Here is a 19,976-nt window from a genome sequence, read left to right on the forward strand (position 1 = left end):
ACCCACTCCTCGACACACCATGAGCAGTCTCTCGAACCCGTCGACCTCGGTCACCAAGGCCCCGAACAACGAGTGGTGGCGCAGCGGCGTCATCTACCAGATCTACCCGCGCAGCTGGCAGGACAGCAACGGCGACGGCATCGGCGACCTGCCGGGCATCACGCGTCGCCTGGCGCATGTGGCCAAGCTCGGCGCCGACGCGATCTGGCTGTCGCCGATCTTCAAGAGCCCGATGAAGGACTTCGGCTACGACGTCAGCGACTACAACGACGTCGACCCGATGTTTGGCACGCTGGCCGACTTCAAGGCGCTGGTCGACCGCGCCCATGAGCTGGGCCTGAAGGTCATCATCGACCAGGTGCTGTCGCACTGCTCGGACCAGCACCCGTGGTTCAAGGAAAGCCGCTCCAGCCGCGACAACCCGAAGGCCGACTGGTTCGTCTGGGCCGATGCCAAGGACGACGGCACGCCGCCCAACAACTGGCTCAGCGTGTTCGGTGGCAGCTCGTGGCAATGGGACACCCGGCGTCGCCAGTACTACCTGCACAACTTCCTGGCCAGCCAGCCGGACCTGAACTTCCACAACCCCGAGGTGCAGGACGCGCTGCTGGCCTCCGTGAAGTTCTGGCTCGAGTTCGGCGTCGACGGCTACCGGCTCGACGCGATCAACTTCTGCTTCCACGACGCCGAGCTGCGCAGCAACCCCGGCATCGGCGAGCCCGATGCGTCCAACCCGACGGTGGCCTCGACCAATCCCTACGCCTGGCAGCGGCACATCTATGACCGCAGCCGTCCGGACGCGCTGGGCTTCCTGCAGCGCGTCCGCTCGCTGGTCGACCAGTACCCCGACACGACCATGGTCGGCGAGATCGGCGACGAGTCCGGCATGTTGATGGTGGCCCAGTACACGGCCGACTTCGACAAGCTGCACATGGGCTATTGCTTCGACCTGCTCGCGCCCGATGGCAGCGCCACCTATGTGCGCGGCGTGATCGCCAAGTTCGAACGTGTCGCCCCGACCGCCGACAAGGGCTGGGCTTGCTGGGCCCTGTCCAACCACGACTGCGCCCGCCTGGCCTCGCGCTGGAGCACCGGCCTGGATGCCGCCGCGCAGACCGCCATGGTGCGTGCCGCCGCCGCGCTGCAGTTGTCGCTGCGCGGCAGCGTCTGCATCTACCAGGGCGACGAGCTGGGCCTGCCCGAAGCCGACATCGCCTTCGAGGACATGCAGGACCCCTACGGCATCACGATGTGGCCAGACTTCAAGGGCCGCGACGGCTGCCGCACGCCCTTCCCGTGGGAAGCGGCGGCTCAGGACCTGGGCTTCAGCCCGGCCGGCACGACGGTCAAGCCGTGGCTGCCCGTCAGCCCGGACCATCAGGCCCTGGCGGTCGACGTCCAGGAGGCCGACCCGGCCTCGACGCTGCAGGCCTACCGCCGCCTGTTGGCGTGGCGCAAGACCCAGCCGGCGCTGCTGCAGGGCACGCTGACGCTGGTCGGTGAGGACGCCCAGGTGCTGGCCTTTGTGCGCGAGCACGCCGGCGAGCGCCTGCTGTGCGCCTTCAACCTCAGCGCGCAGCCCGCCACGTTCGCGCTCGATGCCACGACGGCCGTGGCCGAGATCCTGTCCGACAGCGGCGCGCGTGGCGCGTCGCTGCAGGGCGCGACCCTGGCCTTCGAGCCCTTTGGCGTGCTCTTCGCCCGACTGGCCTCCAAGGCTGGCTGACCTTCGCAACCTCTCGTTCAACCCACCACGCTCGCCATGTCACGCATCGACTTCAAGCAGATCTGCAAGCGTTATGCCCCCGGCCTGCCGCTGACCATCAACAACGCCAACCTCACCATCGAGAAGGGCGAGTTCTGCGTCTTCGTCGGGCCTTCGGGTTGCGGCAAGTCGACGCTGCTGCGCATGGTTGCCGGCCTGGAGGACATCACCTCGGGTGACCTGTCCATCGGCGGGCGTCGTGTCAACGACCTCGAACCCGCCAAGCGCGGCGTCGCGATGGTCTTCCAGAGCTATGCGCTCTACCCGCACATGACGGTGGCCGAGAACATGGCCTTCGGTCTGCGCGTGCTGGGCTCCGACAAGATCGCGATCGAGAAGAAGGTCAAGCGTGCAGCCGAGATCCTGCAGCTCACGCACCTGCTGGACCGCCTGCCCAAGGCCCTGTCGGGCGGCCAGCGCCAGCGCGTGGCCATCGGCCGCGCCATCGTCAAGGAGCCCGAGGTCTTCCTGTTCGACGAGCCGCTGTCCAACCTGGATGCTGCCCTGCGTGTGCAGACCCGGCTGGAGATCGCCAAGCTGCACCACGACATCGGCACGGCCAGCATGATCTACGTGACCCACGACCAGGTCGAGGCCATGACGCTGGCCGACAAGATCGTGCTGCTGCGCGCGGGCAAGTCGGTCGAGGAAGAAGGCAGCGTGGCCCAGTTCGGCACGCCGATGGACCTCTACCACCGGCCGCAGAACCTGTTCGTGGCCGAGTTCATCGGCAGCCCGAAGATGAACGTGCTGCCCGGCAAGCTGGTGCGTGCCGAGGCCGACCACGCGGTCGTCGAGGTGCATGGCGAGCAGATCACCGCCGCCGTCGACGCCCGCGCCGCCAAGCCGGGTGATGCGGTCTCGCTGGGCATCCGTCCGGAACACCTGATGCTGGGCGACGACAGCGTCGGCGCGCCGCTGCACGCCTCGGTGCGCCAGCTCGAACGGCTGGGTGACTCGTCGATGCTCTACCTCGACATCGCCGCAGACGCGCCCATGGCCACGCTGCGGGTCGAAGGCCATTCCCACGCCAGCTCGGGCGACCGCCTGACCTTGCGCGTGCGCGCCGAACACTGCCACCTGTTCGACACCGCCGGCCAGGCCTTCCGCCGCACGGTCCAACTGCCGGCCTGAACCTCGGCACACCGGCCCGGGTGGCCGGTGCGTCGACCCACCTGTGCCGTCCCCGTCCACGCGCGGTCCGCCAGCCGGGCCGCGTGGGGACGCGGCTCGCCGCTTCTCGTCTCACACCGCAGCAGGAATCGCGTCATGAGCAACCCCTGGTGGAAATCCAGCGTCGTCTATCAGATCTACCCGCGCAGCTTTTGCGACAGCAATGGCGACGGCATCGGCGACCTCAAGGGCATCACCTCGAAGCTCGACCACCTGCAGGCGCTGGGCGTCGACGTGGTCTGGCTCTCGCCGGTCTACCGCTCGCCACAGGACGACAACGGCTACGACATCAGCGACTACCGCGACATCGCGCCCGAGTTCGGCACGCTGGCTGACTTCGACGAGATGCTGGCGGCGATGCACGCGCGCGGCATCAAGCTGGTGATGGACCTGGTCGTCAACCACAGCTCGGACGAACACGCCTGGTTCCAGCAGGCCCGCAGCAGCCGCGACAACCCCTTCCACGACCACTACATCTGGCGTGAGCCGAAGGCCGATGGCTCGCCGCCGACGAACTGGGAAGCCGCGTTCTCGGGCTCCGTCTGGGAATGGAACGAAGCGACCGGCGAGTACTACCTGCACATGTTCAGCCGCAAGCAGCCGGACCTGAACTGGGAGAACCCGGCGCTGCGCCAGGAGGTCTACGGCCTGATGCGCTTCTGGCTCGACCGCGGCGTCGACGGCTTCCGCATGGACGTCATCAACATGATCTCCAAGCCGTGGCAAGCCGACGGCGGCCTGCCCGACGCGCCGGTGGTGCGCGAGGGCTTCCTGCAGCCCGGCTTCGCCCTGACCTGCAATGGCCCGCGCCTGCTGGAGTTCCTGCGCGAGATGCGCCATGAGGTGCTGGACCACTACGACACCCTGACGGTGGGCGAAGCGCCGATGGCGACCACGCGACAGGGCCGCGAGATCTCCGACCCGGTCGACGGTGCGCTCAACATGCTGTTCCAGTTCGAGCACATGGACCTCGACAGCCAGCCCGGCGATCCGCGCGGCAAGTGGGCCCTGAAGACGCTGGACCTGCGCGACCTCAAGCGCACCATGGCGCGCTGGCAGGACGAGCTGCACGGCTGCGGCTGGAACAGCCTCTACCTGAGCAACCACGACCAGCCGCGCCCGGTCTCGCGCTTTGGCGACGACGGCGAACACCGCGTGCGCTCGGCCCAGATGCTCGGCACCTGGCTGCACCTGCACCAGGGCACGCCCTATGTCTACCAGGGCGAGGAACTGGGCCTGGGCAATGTGCGCTTCGAGCGCATCGAGGACTACCAGGACATCGAGACGCTCAACATGTACCGCGTCGCGACGAACGAACGCGGCGAGGACCCCGCCGAGCTGATGCGCGCCATCCATGCCAAGGGCCGCGACAACGCCCGCACGCCGATGCCGTGGTCGGACGGGCCGCATGCCGGCTTCACCACCGGCACGCCCTGGATCAAGCTCAACCCGACCTATCCGACGGTCAACGCCGCGCAGGCGCTGGCCGACGAAGGCTCGGTGTTCCATTACTACCGCCGCCTGATCGCCTTGCGCAAGGCACACCCCATCGTGGTCGACGGCCGCCATGACCTGCTGCTGGCCGAGCATCCGCAGATCTATGCCTACACCCGCACGCTGGGCGCCGAGCGCTGGCTGGTGGTCTGCAACTTCAGCGCCGCCAGCCCCGTCTTCGAGCTGCCGGCCGACATCCCCGCCGCGCGCTGGGAGACCGTCATCGCCAACATCGACGAGCCCGCCGGGGTCGATCTGCATGCGCTGCCGCTGCGACCATGGGAAGCCCGTGTGATCCGCCTGCTCGGCTGACCCGGCGCGGGACACACGCCCAGACCCAGGCCCAGACCCGGACTCCGAACACCCCCGATCCCCTCGATGTAGGAAGGACCCACCGTGGCCAAGAACACCTCATCCACCTTGAACGTCGCAGCCCCTGTCCCGGCCGCCGCCGCTCCTGTCGCCACCTTCGACCACCCGGATGTGCGTGTCCAGCGCGCCCACGCCGCCGTCGCCGCCGCCCATGCCCGCGATCCCCTGTGGCCCGACTTCGCCCGCCGCCTGCAACAGCACCTGGGCACGCTGGTGGGCGAGCTGGCGCCGCTGTACGGCCACCGGCCCGACTTCGAGGCCTTCCTGAGCCGCCTGCTGCTGACCTGCTGGACGTCCTGGCACGCCCGTGCGGCCGACCTGCGCTCGCTCGACGCCCGGCGCGAGGCCGAGCCGGACTGGTTCCAGTCGCACCGCATGGTCGGTGGGGTCTGTTATGCCGATCTGTATGGCGGCAACCTGCGCGGCATCGAGGCCCAGATCCCCTACTTCAAGTCGCTGGGACTGACCTATCTGCACCTGATGCCGCCCTTCCTGTGCCCCGAGCCGCACAACGATGGCGGCTATGCGGTCAGCAGCTACCGCGACGTCAAGCCCAGCCTGGGCCACATCGACGACCTGCGCCGGCTGGCGCAGAAGCTGCGCGACGAGGGCATCTCGCTGGTGCTGGACTTCGTCTTCAACCACACCAGCGACGAACATGAATGGGCCCGTGCGGCGCTGGCCGGTGACCCGCGCCACAAGGACTTCTTCTACATCTTCGAAGGCCGCGAGCAGCCCGACGCCTACGAGCGCACGCTGCGCGAGATATTCCCCGACGAGCACCCCGGCGCCTTCAGCCCGCTGCCCGACAACCGCTGGGTCTGGACCACCTTCCACAGCTACCAGTGGGACCTGAACTACGCCAACCCGGACGTCTTCGACGCCATGGCCGGCGAGATGCTGGCCATCGCCAACCTGGGCGTGGAGTTCCTGCGCATGGACGCGGTGGCCTTCATCTGGAAGCGCCTGGGCACCAGCTGCGAGAACCTGCCCGAGGCGCACCAGCTGCTGCGGGCCTACAACGCGGTCGCCCGCATCGCCGCGCCGGCCATGCTGTTCAAGAGCGAGGCCATCGTCCACCCGGATGACGTCGTCAAGTACATCGACCCGGCCGAGTGCCAGATCTCCTACAACCCGCTGCAAATGGCGCTGTTGTGGAACACGCTCGCGACCCGCGAGGTCAACATGCTGCAGAAGGCGCTGGCCGAGCGCCACCACCTGCCGGCACACACCGCCTGGGTCAACTACGTGCGCAGCCATGACGACATCGGCTGGACCTTCGCCGACGAGGACGCCATCCAGCTGGGCATCCACGGCTTTGACCACCGCACCTTCCTGAACCGCTTCTACGTCAACCGCTACCCCGGCAGCTTCGCCCGCGGCGTGCCCTTCCAGGACAACCCGGCCACGGGCGACTGCCGCATCAGCGGCACGGCGGCCTCCTTGTGCGGGCTGGAGCAGGGCGACCCGCACGCGGTCGCACGCATGCTGCTGCTCTACGGCGTGGCGCTGTCGTCCGGCGGCATCCCGCTGATCTACCTGGGCGACGAGTTCGGCGCGCTCAATGACATGGGCTACCTGCAGGACCCGGGCAAGGCCGGCGACAGCCGCTGGGTCCACCGTCCGGCGCGTGACCCGGTGCGCTTCGAGCAGCGGCTCGACCCGGCCACCGACGCCGGCCGCATCTTCGCGGGCCTGTCGCACCTGATCCGCCTGCGCCAGCACCTGCCGTCCTTCGGCGGCGGTCGTCTGACCCCGTTCTGGTCGGACAACCCGGCCGTGCTCGGCTACCTGCGCCATGGCGAGGGTCAGACCGGTGGCGGCAACATCCTCGTGCTGGCCAACTTCAGCGAGAAGGAACAGGTCGTCGCCGCGCGGGTGCTCTCGGGCATGCCCGGTGCGGCCGCCGACCTGATCGGGCAGAACGGCCATGACCTGCGCAGCGACCTGACCCTCGCGCCCTACCAGATGGTCTGGCTGGACTGCCGGCGCGGCTGAGGCGCTGGCCACCGCCTGTTGCTCGCCTGTCCCCACCTGCCCGTACCCTGAGCCCATACTGCGCGCCCCGCACAGACCCTCGCCGGAGACCCACATGCTCGATGCCGACACCCTTGCCGCCCTGATGCAGGGCGATCACGGCGATCCGTTCGCGGTGCTCGGCCTGCACCCGCTGGGCGCCGATCCGGCCCTCTCCGGCTGGGTCCTGCGCGTGCTGCTGCCCGGCGCCGCTGGCGTGCGGGCGCTGCGCCGCGAGGGCGGTGCGCTGCTGGCCGAACTGCCGCGCATCCCCGGCTCGGACGTCTTCGAAGCGACCTTGCCGCCGAGCGCCGAACGCGAGGTCTACGTGCTCGACGTCGACTGGGGCACCCACCGCCACACGATGGAGGACGCCTACCGATTCGGCTCGTTGCTGGGCGACACCGACCTGTGGCTGCTGGCCGAGGGCACGCACCACCGGCCCTATGAACAACTCGGCGCGCACCCGGTCGAGATCGGCGGCGTGGCCGGCACGCGCTTCGCGGTCTGGGCACCGAGCGCTCGGCGCGTCTCCATCGTCGGGGCCTTCAACAACTGGGACGGCCGCCGCCACATGATGCGGCTGCGCCGCGAGTGCGGCGTCTGGGAGATCTTCGTGCCGCATGCCGGCGTGGGCGACCTCTACAAGGTCGAGATCAAGGGCGCCGACGGCCAGCTGCACGTCAAGTCCGACCCGATGGGCTTCCGCGCCGAGATGCGGCCGCAGACCGCCTCGATGATCCACGGCCTGCCGGCGGTCGTGCCGTCCGACCCGGCCCGCCGCGCGGCCAACTCGCTCAAGGCGCCGATCTCGGTCTACGAGGTCCACCTGGGTTCCTGGCGCAGCAACGAGCGTGGCGAGTGGCTGACCTACCGCGAGATCGCCGACCAGCTGGTGCCCTATGCGCAGGACATGGGCTTCACCCACCTGGAGCTGCTGCCGGTGCACGAGCACCCCTTCGACGGCTCCTGGGGCTACCAGCCGACCGGCCTGTACGCGCCGACCTCGCGCTTCGGCTCACCGGAGGACTTCCGCTACTTCGTCGCCAAGGCGCACGAGGCCGGCATCGGCGTGATCCTCGACTGGGTCCCCGGCCACTTCCCGACCGATGCCCACGGCCTGGGCAAGTTCGACGGCAGCCACCTCTACGAACACGCCGACCCGCGCGAAGGCTTCCACCAGGACTGGCAGACGCTGATCTACAACTACGGCCGCACGGAGGTCCGCAACTTCCTCGTCGGCAACGCCCTGTACTGGCTGGAGCGCTTCGGCGTCGATGGCCTGCGCGTCGACGCGGTGGCCTCGATGCTCTACCGCGACTACAGCCGCAAGGACGGCGAGTGGATCCCCAACCGCTGGGGTGGCCGCGAGAACCTGGAGGCGATCGACTTCATGCGCCGCATGAACCACATCGTCGGCACCCAGCGCGAGGAGGCCATGACCGTGGCCGAGGAATCGACCGCCTTCCCCGGCGTGTCGCGCCCGCCCAGCCCCGACCTGCAGGCCGGCGGCCTGGGCTTCCACTTCAAGTGGAACATGGGCTGGATGAACGACACGCTGCGCTACATGCAGCAGGACCCGGTGCACCGCAAGTACCACCACGGCCAGATGACCTTCGGCCTGGTCTACGCCTTCAGCGAGAACTTCATGCTGCCGCTCTCGCACGACGAGGTGGTGCACGGCAAGGGCTCGATCCTGGCCCGCATGCCCGGCGACGAGTGGCAGCGCTTTGCCAACCTGCGCGCCTACTACGGCTTCATGTGGGGCCACCCCGGCAAGAAGCTGCTGTTCATGGGCTGCGAGTTCGGCCAGGGCACCGAGTGGAACGCCAACACCTCGCTGCCGTGGCACATGCTCGACCACCCCGCGCACCAGGGCGTGCAGCGCTGGGTGCGCGACCTCAACCGGGTCTACCGCCACCACGGCGCGCTGCACCAGCGCGACATCAGCCCGGACGGCTTCCAGTGGCTCAGCCACGACGACGCCGAGAACTCGGTGCTGTCCTTCGTGCGCTGGGGCGACGACGGCACGCATGTGGTCGTCGTCTGCAACTTCACCCCGGTGGTGCGCGAGAACTACCGCATCGGCGTGCCGCAGGCCGGGGCCTACCGCGAGCTGATCAACAGCGACGCGGCCGTCTACGGCGGCAGCGGTGTCCACAACCCCGTGCGGGCGACCGAGCCGAGCGCCTGCCATGGCTGCGCCCAGTCCCTCTCGCTGACCATCCCGCCGCTGGCGACGGTGATGTTCGTGGTCGAGGCCGGCTGAGGCCAGGACCCGGCCCGGGCCCAGTGCTTGCATGGGTCCGGGTTTGCGACCGTTCACGCGCTTGCAGATTCGAACCCCGCCTGTAACTGGAAGGATGTGACACTCCCGCGGTGAGGGTTAACCCTTAAACATCGGGAGACTTCCATGACGGCAAGACAAGCGGCAGCCAGCCGCAAGGCCAGCGCCGAGGCAGACCGCCAGACCGCCAAGGCCATCGCCGCGCAGGCCGCCCCGGCCGCCCCGGCCGCCCCGGCCGATCCCTTGGCCGGCTGGGTCGAACAGGCCCGTCAGATCATCCTGTCGCGCCAGGACCCGAACACCGGCCTGCTGCCGGCCAGCACCGCCATCACGGTGCACGGCGACTACACCCACGCCTGGGTGCGCGACAACGTCTACAGCATCCTCGCCATCTGGGCCCTGGAACTGGCCCACCGCGAGCGCGATCCGGGCCTGTCGGCCGAGCTGCGCGGGCGGGTCGAGGCGCTGATGCGCGGCCTGCTGGCGGCCATGCTCAAGCAGGCCCACAAGGTCGAACGCTTCAAGCACACCCAGCATCCGCTGGACGCCCTGCACGCCAAGTACGCGACGACCACCGGCGACCCGGTGGTGGGCGATGCCGAGTGGGGTCACCTGCAGATCGACGCGACCGCGATCTTCCTGCTGCAGCTCGCGCAGATGAGTGCGAGCGGCCTGTCCATCGTGCGCGAGCCGCACGAGGTGGCCTTCGTGCAGAACCTCGTGCACTACCTCGCCCGCGCCCACCGCACGCCCGACTACGGCATCTGGGAGCGTGGCCACAAGCAGAACCAGGGCCGCGCCGAGATCAACGCCAGTTCGGTGGGCATGGCCAAGGCCGCGCTGGAGGCCATCGCCGACGCCGACCTGCTACCCGGCCGGGCGCCGCGCATCCTCGTCCAGGGCGACGACATCGCCCACGCCCGCAGCACGCTGGCCGCGCTGCTGCCGCGCGAGTCCGAGAGCAAGGAGACCGATGGCGCGCTGCTGTCGGTGATCGGCTACCCGGCCTTCGCGGTCGACGACCCGGCGCTCATCGCGGCCACCCGCGAACGCATCGTCGCCAAGCTGCAGGGCCGTTACGGCTGCAAGCGTTTCCTGCGTGACGGACACCAGACGGTGGTCGAGGACCACAGCCGCCTGCACTACGAACAGGGCGAGCTGCAGCGCTTTCGGCGCATCGAGAGCGAGTGGCCGCTGTTCTTCACCTACCTGCTGATCGACGCCCGGCTGCGCGAGGACCAGGCCCAGGCGGCCGACTACCGGGCGCGGCTGGAGGCGCTGATGGTCGAACGCGACGGCCAGCGCCTGCTGCCCGAGCTCTATATCGTGCCGGCCGAGCACATTGAGGCCGAGCGCGAGCAGCCGCACAGCCAGGACCGCGTCCCCAACGACAACGTGCCGTTGGTCTGGGCCCAGAGCCTCTACCTCGTTGGCGCCCTGCTGCAGGAAGGCTGGGTGCGGCCCGAACAGCTCGACCCGCTGAACCGGCAACGTGCGCTCGATGCGCTCAAGGGCCCGGCGCCGGCCGTGGCGGTCGACGCCCCCGCGACGACGGCGCCGCAGGCCACCGTCCAGCTGGCGTTGCTCGCGACCGATCCGCTGGTCCAGGCACGGCTGGCGGTGCACGGCATCGCCGCCCAGACCTTGGCCGAGGTCCGCCCGCTGGCCGAGGTCCGCTACGCCGACGAGCTCGACCAGATGCTCACCGACCTGGGCCGCTGGAACGACCTGGGCCTGAGCGGCCGGCCGCCGCAGCGGCTGGGCGCGCTGGCCACCAGCAGGGTCTACCGGCAGGGCGGGCGCACGACCGTCTTCCTGCCTTCGCTGTTCAACCGGCAGGGCTTCTACCTTGGGTTGGACAACGGCCTGCTGATCGACGAGCTGCGCGCCGAGATCGCCTGGCTCGGTCGCCATGCCCGGCACCTGCCGTGGGCGGTCGACCTGCATGTGGCCGCCGACGATGCCACGCCCGCGCTGGTCTACCGCCGCGAACGGCGCCCGACCCGGCCGCTGATGGTTGTGCTGGTCACCCAGCCGATGCTGGACACGCGCGGCGCCGACGGCCTGCTGGCGTGGCTGCGTGGCCTGCAGGCGCCGGTCGAAGACAGCGAGCAGGGCCGCGCCGCAGCGGCCGCGCTGCGGGTCGGCACGCTGGCCGAGCTGCTGCCGCAGACGGCGGTCTGCAGCGTCGACCACCTGCCGGCCTTGCCGGCCCAGCCGCGTTCCGCGCCCGACACCGGCGCGGTCGCCGCCGCCGTCCTGCACTGGGAAGAGGCGGCCACCCGCGCGCTCAGCCCGGCGCGCGCGGCCACCTTGGAGCGCGAGCACGACCCGTCCTTCCACCAGCGCCTGCTGGCCCGCAGCCGCAATCCCTACGAGCAGATCGAGGTGCTGTCGCTGCTGTCGCAGCGCTGGGGGCTGGATGCGCGGTCCTCGCTGGGCGGCACGGTGCGTGAACTGGCCGAGGCCATCTACGCCCGCGCGGGCGCCGAACGCCGCTGGGGCGTGCTGCGCCGCGCGGCGGCCGTGCTCGACATCCAGGACCAGACGCTGGAGGAAGCCGCCGCGCAGATCGTCGGCCGCGGCAAGCAGGTCTCGCTGGGCCGCGCCTACGACGTCCAGGCCATCATCGCCTCGCCGCTGGGCAACGCCGAGCTGTTCGAGCGTCTGCGCCGCTTCGGCGGTGACGATGCCCGCGCCCGCCTGCTGATCCAGGAGCTTGTGCTGCTGCTGGGCACCATGATCAAGGCCGACCCTGGCCTGTTCAAGGGCACGCTGACCTTGCGGCCGTGGTACTTGCTGCTGCTGATCACCGGCCGGCTGGCGCTGGAACACGCGATCAGCCAGGCCGAGGCCTTCGACCACCTGCTCGACTGCAGCCCGCAAGCCCTGATGGCGCGGCTGCGCGAGGTCATCGCCCGCGAACAGGAAATGGGCCGTGACCTCGTGCGCCTGCAGTCGCTGCAGGTGCACGAGACCGGCGACGGCGAGACCGCGCTGGTGGCGGTCGACTTCTCGGCCTCGCACGACCCGGCACTGCCCGACGACGTGCCCGGCTGGCTGGCGTGGCGCGAGCTCAGCGGCGTGCTGACCCGCGTGCCGGGCGACTTCCACGAGCGCATCTGGGCCCTGCTGCGCCAGGTGCCCGGCCTCGTCATCGGCGACCAGCTCGACGCACGCAACCGGCTCGACAGCACGCTGGCCCGGGCCGACAGCACACCCGGCGAACGCGGCTTCGCGCTGCAGGTCGAAGAGCTGCTGGAGAAGATCCAGGCGCCCGAATACCGCCAGCTGACGATCGAGGCCCTGCTGGCCTTGAGCGACATCTTCCGCGCCAACGCCGAGCTGCGGCTGGGCAGCTGGCTGGTGATGGACGTGCTGATCGGCATCGCCGTGCGCCTGGGCTGGCAAGAACGCCGCATCGGCCACGTCGCCGCCGACTACAACGAACACCGCGCCCAGGCCTGGACCGAGTTCTACGCCAACCCACCCCACCGCGTCGCCAACCTCGTGATGGCCGCTGTGCGCTATCTGGTCGACCAGGCGAGGGCGGAGGCGGCTGAAGCGGCGGCTCAGGCCGAAAAAGCAGCGGCAGACGCGGCGGCCGAAGCCGCGCCGCCGGCGGAGCTTGTCGAGCCGCTTGCCGAGCCGGTCGCCGAGCCGCCCGAAGCCCCGGTCGCCATCGACGCCACGCCGGTCGAGGTGCAGGACGACGCCCGGTAGGGCGGGCGGGGCGCGTCCGCGACGGGCTGGTGCCGATGGGCCGCTGGATCGGCAAACTTCACACCGACAACGCTTACGCCACCTCACCCCGAACCGGATCCCCACCCATGATCATCACCACCGAAGCCGTCGACATCCCGACCGCCGACGGCGCCGCGATGCGCGGCCTGCTGACCCGCCCGGCCGCGCCGGGGCCCTGGCCCGGCATCGTCTTCTACTCGGACATCTTCCAGGTCACCGGCCCGATGCAGCGCGCCTGCGCCCGGCTGGCGGGCCACGGCTACACCGTGCTGGCGCCGGACATCTATCGCCGCCTCGAAGCCCCGGGCACGGCCATCCCCTTCGACGACGCCGGCCGCACACGCGGGCTGGACAACGCGCTGCGCACGCCGGTCGCGGCCTTCGACGCCGATTGCCGCGACGCGCTGTCCTGGCTGGGCCGCCACCCCGCGGTCGCGCCCGGGCAGATCGGCGCGGCCGGCTTCTGCATCGGCGGCCATCTGGCGATGCGCGCCGCGCTGCAGCCCGAGGTCCGCGCCACCGTCTGCTTCTACGCCACCGGCGTTCACAACGGCAAGCTCGGTCAGGACGACGATGCCGGCACGCTCGCGGCCATGCCGCGCATCGGCGGCCAGCTGCTGCTGGTCTGGGGCGAACACGACCCCCACATCCCGCCCGAAGGCCGCGCCACCGTCGAAGCCGGCTTGCGCGCCGCTGGCGTGCGCGTCGAGCAGCGACTGCACCCGGCCGAACATGCCTTCATGCGCGACGAGGGTCCGCGCTTCGACCCGGCCTGCACGGATGCGGCCTGGGGTCAGGCGCTGGGGTTCTTCGGGAGCGTGTTCGGGAACGCGTCCGACGACGGATCCGAAGGCACGCGCGCCGCGTGAGCCCGCCTCAGTCCTGCGCCACCGCCACCATCCGCCCGGACGCCGCCGCCTCGACCACCGCCTCGGTGATGCGCAGGTTGTTCAGGCCGTCGCGGGCGCTGACCAGCGGGGCGGTGGTGCCGCGCACGACCTCGATGTAGTGGGCCATCTGCAGGCGGATCGGGTCTTCGCGGACCGTCTCGACCGTGTCGCTGTGCAAAGGTTTCCACCAGGAGCGGTCCTCGGCACCCGGGTAGGACTTCAGCCGCATCGTTGGCACCGACAGGCTGCCGTCGGTGCCGCTGACGACGTAGCAGTCCTCGTCCGGGTGGTGGTCGTAGGCCTTGTTCTCTGCGCTGGTCTGTTCCCAACTGCGCGGGCTGGCGGCGCAGTCGCTGAGCAGGAAGGTGCCGAGCGCGCCGCTGGCGAAACGCAGGTTGATCGCCACGGTGTCCTCGACGACATGGCCGCGCACCGCATGGGAGGCGAAGGCCTGCACCGCGACGATCTCGCCGCACAACATCCGCAGGTTGTGGACCTCGTGGATCAGGTTGAGCAGGATCGGCCCGCCGCCTTTTTCGCGCCGCCAGGGGCCGGCGTCGAAGTACGCGTCGGGCTTGTAGAAGGTGGCGCTGCCGGTCAGGCCGACCACGCGGCCAAGCCGGCCGGCGGCGATCACCTCGCGGGCCTTGGCCATGATGGGGCTGTGCGCGCGGTGATGGCCGATCAGCACGCGGGCCGCGCGCGCCTCGACCTCGCGGACCAGCACGGCGGCTTCGGCCACGGTCGGCGCGATCGGCTTCTCCAGCAGGATGGGCAGGCCGGCCGCGAGGCAGCTCAGCGCCTGCGGCACATGCAGCGCGTTGGGTGTGGCCAGCACGATGCCGTCGGGGCGATCGCGCACGATCAGCTCGTCCAGCGATGCATACAGCGGCACGCCGCGCGCTTCGGCCACGGCCCGAGCGGCCGGTGACGGGTCGACGATGGCCGACAGCACGGCGCGGTCCGGCCACTGGCCCACGGCGTCAAGGTGGGCCTGTCCGATGTAGCCAGCGCCGGCGACGGCGATGCGGGTGAGGGTCATGGGGTTCGGGGGCCTGGACAGGCGTGTTGTTCAGGCTGTCACCTTAGCGCTGTGGAGCCCGCAATGGTCATCCCCCATGCCGGCTGTGCACAATCCCGCGCAAACCGAACCACACCCACGAGGAAGACACCATGAAGACCCAAGCCGCTGTCGCCTGGAAAGCCGGCGAACCCCTGACCATCGAGACCGTCGATCTGGACGGGCCGCGCTTTGGCGAGGTGCTGGTGGAGATCAAGGCCACGGGCATCTGCCACACCGACTACTACACGCTGTCGGGCGCGGACCCGGAAGGCATCTTCCCGGCCATCCTGGGTCATGAGGGTGCGGGCGTGGTGGTCGATGTGGGCCCTGGCGTGACGACGCTGAAGAAGGGCGACCACGTCATCCCGCTCTACACGCCGGAATGCCGGCAGTGCAAGTTCTGCCTGAGCCGCAAGACCAATCTGTGCCAGCTCATCCGCGGCACGCAGGGCAAGGGCCTGATGCCCGATGCGACGAGTCGCTTCAGCCTCGACGGCAAGCCGATCTTTCACTACATGGGCACGAGCACCTTCGCCAACCACACGGTGGTGCCGGAGATCGCGCTGGCCAAGATCCGGTCGGATGCGCCCTTCGACAAGGTCTGCTACATCGGCTGCGGCGTGACCACGGGCATCGGCGCGGTGCTGTTCACCGCCAAGGTGGAAGCGGGCGCGAACGTCGTGGTCTTCGGCCTTGGCGGTATCGGCCTGAACGTGATCCAGGGCGCCAAGATGGTCGGCGCCGGCAAGATCATCGGCGTGGACCTGAACCCGGGCCGCGAGGCCATGGCGCGCCAGTTCGGCATGACCGACTTCATCAACCCCAAGGACGTGGCCGCAGCGGGCGGCTCGCTGGTCGATGCCATCGTGCAGATGACCGATGGCGGAGCCGACTACAGCTTCGAGTGCATCGGCAACACCAAGGTCATGCGCGACGCGCTGGAGTGCACGCACAAGGGCTGGGGCCGCAGCATCATCATCGGCGTGGCCGAGGCGGGTGCGGAGATCAGCACCCGGCCGTTCCAGCTGGTGACCGGCCGCAAATGGGAAGGCTCGGCCTTCGGCGGCGCACGCGGGCGCACCGATGTGCCCAAGATCGTCGACTGGTACATGGACGGCAAGATCAACATCGACGACCTGATCACCCACAAGCTCAAGCTGGTCGACATCAACGAGGGCTTCGCGCTGATGAAGCGCGGCGAGTCGATCCGCGCGGTGGTGGAGTTCTGAGCATGAGCATGGCCTTCGACCGACTCGAACTCGTCAACGAACACGGCTGCTTCGGCGGCGTGCAGCGCTTCTACAAACATGCGTCGGGCGTCATCGGCCTGCCGATGAAGTTCGCGCTCTACCTGCCGCCGCAGGCCGTTGCCGGCGAGGCCGTGCCACTGCTGACCTTCCTGGCCGGCCTGACCTGCACCGAAGAGACCGCGACGATGAAGGCCGGCGCCCAACGCCTGGCCGCCGAGCTGGGCCTGGCGCTGCTGATGCCCGACACCAGCCCGCGCGGGGCCGGCGTCGACGGCGAGGACCACCACTGGGACTTCGGCGTCGGCGCGGGCTTCTACCTCGACGCCGAACACGCGCCCTGGGCCGGTCACTGGCGCATGGAGAGCTACCTGGTGGACGAACTCATCCCCGCCGTGGTGGCCGAGTTCGGGCTGGACGGCGAATGGCTCGGCCTGTTCGGCCACTCGATGGGCGGCCACGGCGCGCTCACGCTGGCGCTGCGTCATCCCGGCCTGTTCGCCAGCGTGTCGGCCTTCGCGCCGATCTGCGCGCCGACCCGCTGCCCGTGGGGCCGCAAGGCCTTCACCGGCTACCTGGGGCAGGACGAGTCGACCTGGGTGGCTCACGACGCGAGCCTGCTGATGGCCGCGCAAACTGCGGTGCCCTACCCGGGCGGCATCCTGGTCGACCAGGGCCTAGCCGACAAATTCCTGGCCGAGCAGTTGCACCCCGAAGCCCTTGAAGCCGCTTGCGCGGCCATCGGCCAGCCGCTGACGCTGCGCCGCCATGCCGGCTACGACCACGGCTACTACTTCATCGCCAGCTTCATCGACGACCACCTGAGGCACCACGCGGCGCAGCTGGTGGGGTGATGCCCGGGCCCGGGCCTGGGCTCGGGCGCGGGATCTTTATGCAGGCCTGGCTCGGTTCGTGAGCCACTCAGAGGAACTGCCGTGGCGAATGTCGCTGGGCGGCCGGGATCTGTTCGGCCTCGCGCACCGAACGGGTCAGGACCTGGTCGGCGTCGACCGGGCCAAGGGCCTCGCACAAGGCGACGTAGAACAGGTGGACCAGCTCGCCCAGCTCCGACGGGTTCAGCGGCAAGCGCCAGGCCCCGGGCTCGGCGTGGCGTTGCCAGGCCGCGCGGACCAGGTTGCGCGGCGTAGCGCCCAGGCGTGAGCCGTCGAGGCCGGCCACTGCGCTGTCACGCAGGTCGTGCAGCTCGGCGGGGTGACGTTGGCGGACCTCGGTCAGCGCGGCGGCGATCAGGGCCTCGAAGACCAGCACGGCCGGCGGCGCGTCCGGCAGGGCCGGGGCGGCGACGGGTTCGGGTGCGGCCGGGAGAGCTTGCATCGGGACCGGCGGCACCGCCTGAGGGAATGCCGGCTGCATCTGCGCGGCCATCGCGCTGGCCACCGGGGCCCAGGGCGTGGCGCCTGTGGCGGCCGGCCATGCGGGTGCGGCAGGTGGCCAGGCCGGGCCGGCGGCGGGGCGCATCGGCTGCGGTGCGGCCGCCGGGCGCAGCGACTGCATCACCGGCCAAGGGTCCAGCGGCAACTGGTCGTCGGCCAGGCTGAGGGCGCGGTAGAACTGCTCGTACAGGCGCTTGCAGGTCGGTGCGTCGATGCCGTGCCGAGCGGCGACGCGGTCGACCGCCGAGATGATCTCGCGCGCGGTGTGGCCGTGCAGGCTGTCCTGCAGCATCCACAGCGCGTCCATCAGGGCGTCTTCGCCCAGCACGGGCGTGAAGGTTGCCAGCGCGGCGCGGCGGCGGTGGGCGGCGGGATCAAGCGACATCGCGGGCCTCCGTGCGTGCGCCCATGCTCAGCTGACCGGGCGAGTCCTGGAACTCGGGGTAGGCGATCTCGTGGTGCTCGGTGTGGTCCAGGCCGCGTTGCTCATTGAGCGTCGGCGCGCGCAGCACCAGCAGGCGGTCGATCAGCTTGAAGGCTGCCCAGGCCATCGGGAAGGCCCACAGGAAGGCCGCGCCGGCGCCGATCAGCTGCACGCCCACGCGCTGCAGGTTGAACAGGTCGCCCTCGAAGAACAGGCCGGCGGCGATCAGGCCCCAGACACCGCCGATGCCGTGCACGGCGATCGCATCGACGGCATCGTCGACGCGCCACTGGCGAATCTTCTCGGCACCCCAGGTGCACAGGATGCCGCCGACCGCGCCAGCGATCACGGCGGTGGCCGGGTTCATCGTGCTGGCGCCGCCGGTGATGGACACCAGGCCGCACAGGCTGCCGTTGATCGAGGCGCTCATCAGCACCGGCTTGCCGCCGAGCTTCATGAAGGCCAGCGCACCCAGTCCACCGGCACAGGCGCCGAGGTAGGTGTTGAGCAGGACGATGCCGAGGTTGGCGCTGTCCAGGCCGCTGATGCTGCCGCCGTTGAAGCCGAACCAGCCCAGCCACAGGATGAAGCCACCGAGCGCCACCATCGGCAGGTTGTGGCCGGGGATGTCGCGCACCTCGCCCTGCTTGCTGTAGCGGCCCAGGCGCGGACCGACCACCAGCAGGCCGGCCAGCGAGCACCAGGCGCCGATCGAGTGCACGGCGCCGTCACCGGCAAAGTCGACGAAGCCCATCTGCTTGAGCCAGCCGTCGGGGTTCCAGGCCCAGTGGGCATAGACCGGGTAGATCACCAGCGCCATCACGACCGCGAAGGCGAGGTAGGCGCCATAGCGCATGCGCTCGGCCACAGCGCCCGAGACGATGGTCACGGCGGTGGTGCAGAACATCATCTGATAGAGCAGGCTGACGGCGGCCATGCTCTCGAGTTGCAGCGGCATGAAGCCGCTCATGCCGTAGAGGCCGCCGGCGCTGCTGCCGAAGGCCAGGCCGTAGCCGACCAGCCAGAAGCACAGGCCGATGAAGCAGGTACCCAGGTAGATCTTCATGATCACGTTGATCGAGTTCTTGGCGCGCGCGAAGCCGCCCTCGACCAGCGCGAAGCCGGCTTGCATGAAGAACACCAAAGCGGTGCATAAGGCCACCCAGGCAAGGTTGATGAGGTCGGTCATGGTGTTGGTACGTGAGGTGATCGAAGGCCACCCGATCGCCGCAGCGGCCGTGGTGGGCACTGCGATCACGGTAGGCAGCGGGGTCGACCGACGTCAATGAAGTGGACCTGCGCACCACCCCTCGGTTGAAGGGGATGAACGACCGGAAGACGGGGCGGGTGTCGATTTCGTCGCGTTGCCAGCGTGTTGTGCACGCGGTCATCGACGGTGCGAGGCTCAGGCGCTGAGCCTGTGCCGCCCTGCTGAGCGCGGCGCCGTCGCGTGTCCGTCTTGGTGCATGTGGCGCACCGATGTTGTGCGGCGCTTGCCAAGGACAGGCTCAGCGAGTGAGCCACTGGCCCGGTCGGGACGGTCGCTGGCGACCTATTCGAGCCAGCGCGGCTCGATGCCCTGGCTGCGCAGCCAGAGCGCCAGCGCCTGGCCGGTGCCGGCTGGCCAGCACAGCAGGTCGGCCGGTGCGATCAGCTTGACATCCACCAGCTCCGGCGACAGCCGGATCTCGCCGTGTGCGCGGGCGTGATAAGTGATCAGCACCTGGTTCATGCGCTGGAAGTCGTGCACGCCGACCAGCGCGAGCGACTCGACCTGCAGCGAGGTCTCTTCGGCGATCTCACGCCGGATGCCTTCTTCGGGCGACTCGCCCGCTTCCATGAAGCCGGTGATCAGGCCGTGGAAGGGACGCGTCCAGGCGGCGTTGCGAGCCAGCAGGATGCGGTCGTCGCGGTCGCTGCACTGGACGATGGCGGCCAGCACGGGGGTCGGGTTGTTCCAGTGCACGAACTCGCAGGCGCTGCAGCGAAGCCGGCGTGTCGGGCCGCCGTCTTCCTGTTCGACGCGCCACGCGAGCGCGCTGGCGCACAGCGGGCAATGGCGCCAGACGGGCGGCTCGGCGCTCATGGACGCAAGGGGTCGCCGCGA

At 69.9% G+C, this 19,976-nt stretch carries 13 protein-coding genes; 9 read left to right on the plus strand and 4 right to left on the minus strand.

Annotation, left to right across the window (positions count from 1 at the left end; translation table 11 throughout):
- The first annotated feature begins 19 nt into the window (after nt 1–19).
- The 7 genes from EV685_RS15570 to EV685_RS15600 all read left to right on the plus strand — a co-directional run bounded on the left by EV685_RS15570 (nt 20) and on the right by EV685_RS15600 (nt 13,720).
- Nucleotides 20–1,726: an alpha-glucosidase family protein gene (locus EV685_RS15570; RefSeq protein WP_130482974.1), complete on the plus strand. Its 1,707-nt coding sequence runs from the start codon at nt 20–22 to the stop codon at nt 1,724–1,726.
- Between the two features lie 36 nt (nt 1,727–1,762).
- Nucleotides 1,763–2,899, plus strand: coding sequence for an ABC transporter ATP-binding protein (locus EV685_RS15575; protein ID WP_130482975.1), 1,137 nt, complete (start codon nt 1,763–1,765; stop codon nt 2,897–2,899).
- 135 nt (nt 2,900–3,034) lie between these two features.
- Nucleotides 3,035–4,744, plus strand: a complete 1,710-nt coding sequence (locus EV685_RS15580) for a glycoside hydrolase family 13 protein (RefSeq protein WP_130482976.1) — start codon at nt 3,035–3,037, stop codon at nt 4,742–4,744.
- Between the two features lie 84 nt (nt 4,745–4,828).
- Nucleotides 4,829–6,802 (plus strand): alpha-amylase family glycosyl hydrolase, encoded by a 1,974-nt coding sequence (locus EV685_RS15585; RefSeq protein ID WP_207224846.1) that lies wholly within the window; start codon nt 4,829–4,831, stop codon nt 6,800–6,802.
- A gap of 94 nt (nt 6,803–6,896) precedes the next feature.
- Nucleotides 6,897–9,089, plus strand: a complete 2,193-nt coding sequence (gene glgB / locus EV685_RS15590; protein ID WP_130482977.1) for a 1,4-alpha-glucan branching protein GlgB — start codon at nt 6,897–6,899, stop codon at nt 9,087–9,089.
- 144 nt (nt 9,090–9,233) lie between these two features.
- Nucleotides 9,234–12,830 carry a glycoside hydrolase family 15 protein gene (locus EV685_RS15595; protein ID WP_130482978.1) on the plus strand — a complete coding sequence of 1,199 codons (3,597 nt, stop codon included), beginning with the start codon at nt 9,234–9,236 and terminating at the stop codon, nt 12,828–12,830.
- 107 nt (nt 12,831–12,937) lie between these two features.
- Nucleotides 12,938–13,720, plus strand: coding sequence for a dienelactone hydrolase family protein (locus EV685_RS15600; RefSeq protein ID WP_130482979.1), 783 nt, complete (start codon nt 12,938–12,940; stop codon nt 13,718–13,720).
- A 7-nt stretch (nt 13,721–13,727) separates the two neighbouring features.
- Here the strand turns inward: EV685_RS15600 and EV685_RS15605 are convergent, their stop codons facing one another.
- Nucleotides 13,728–14,783: a Gfo/Idh/MocA family protein gene (locus EV685_RS15605; RefSeq protein WP_130482980.1), complete on the minus strand. Its 1,056-nt coding sequence runs from the start codon at nt 14,781–14,783 to the stop codon at nt 13,728–13,730.
- 131 nt (nt 14,784–14,914) lie between these two features.
- Between EV685_RS15605 and EV685_RS15610 the strand changes: the two genes are divergently transcribed.
- Together EV685_RS15610 and fghA are read left to right on the plus strand one after the other, a co-directional pair.
- Complete coding sequence (locus EV685_RS15610; RefSeq protein WP_130482981.1) at nt 14,915–16,033, plus strand: S-(hydroxymethyl)glutathione dehydrogenase/class III alcohol dehydrogenase; 1,119 nt, start codon at nt 14,915–14,917, stop codon at nt 16,031–16,033.
- 8 nt (nt 16,034–16,041) lie between these two features.
- Entirely contained in the window at nt 16,042–16,905 is an 864-nt protein-coding gene (gene fghA, locus EV685_RS15615; RefSeq protein ID WP_207224862.1) for an S-formylglutathione hydrolase, read from the plus strand.
- Nucleotides 16,906–16,972: 67 nt separating this feature from the next.
- On the opposite strand, the gene EV685_RS15620 is transcribed toward fghA, so the two are convergent.
- The 3 genes from EV685_RS15620 to EV685_RS15630 form a co-directional block, all read right to left on the minus strand.
- A complete protein-coding gene (locus tag EV685_RS15620; protein WP_130482983.1) occupies nt 16,973–17,830 on the minus strand; it encodes a hypothetical protein in 858 nt (285 codons plus the stop codon).
- Entirely contained in the window at nt 17,820–19,058 is a 1,239-nt protein-coding gene (locus tag EV685_RS15625) for an ammonium transporter (protein ID WP_207224847.1), read from the minus strand. Before EV685_RS15625 ends, EV685_RS15620 begins: the two co-directional genes overlap by 11 nt.
- Nucleotides 19,059–19,421: 363 nt before the next feature.
- On the minus strand, nt 19,422–19,955 hold the full coding sequence (locus tag EV685_RS15630) for an NUDIX domain-containing protein (protein ID WP_130482985.1): 534 nt from the start codon (nt 19,953–19,955) through the stop codon (nt 19,422–19,424).
- Between the last annotated feature and the right edge of the window lie 21 nt (nt 19,956–19,976).

Source organism: Sphaerotilus mobilis (genome assembly GCF_004216565.1).
GTDB lineage: Bacteria > Pseudomonadota > Gammaproteobacteria > Burkholderiales > Burkholderiaceae_C > Sphaerotilus > Sphaerotilus mobilis.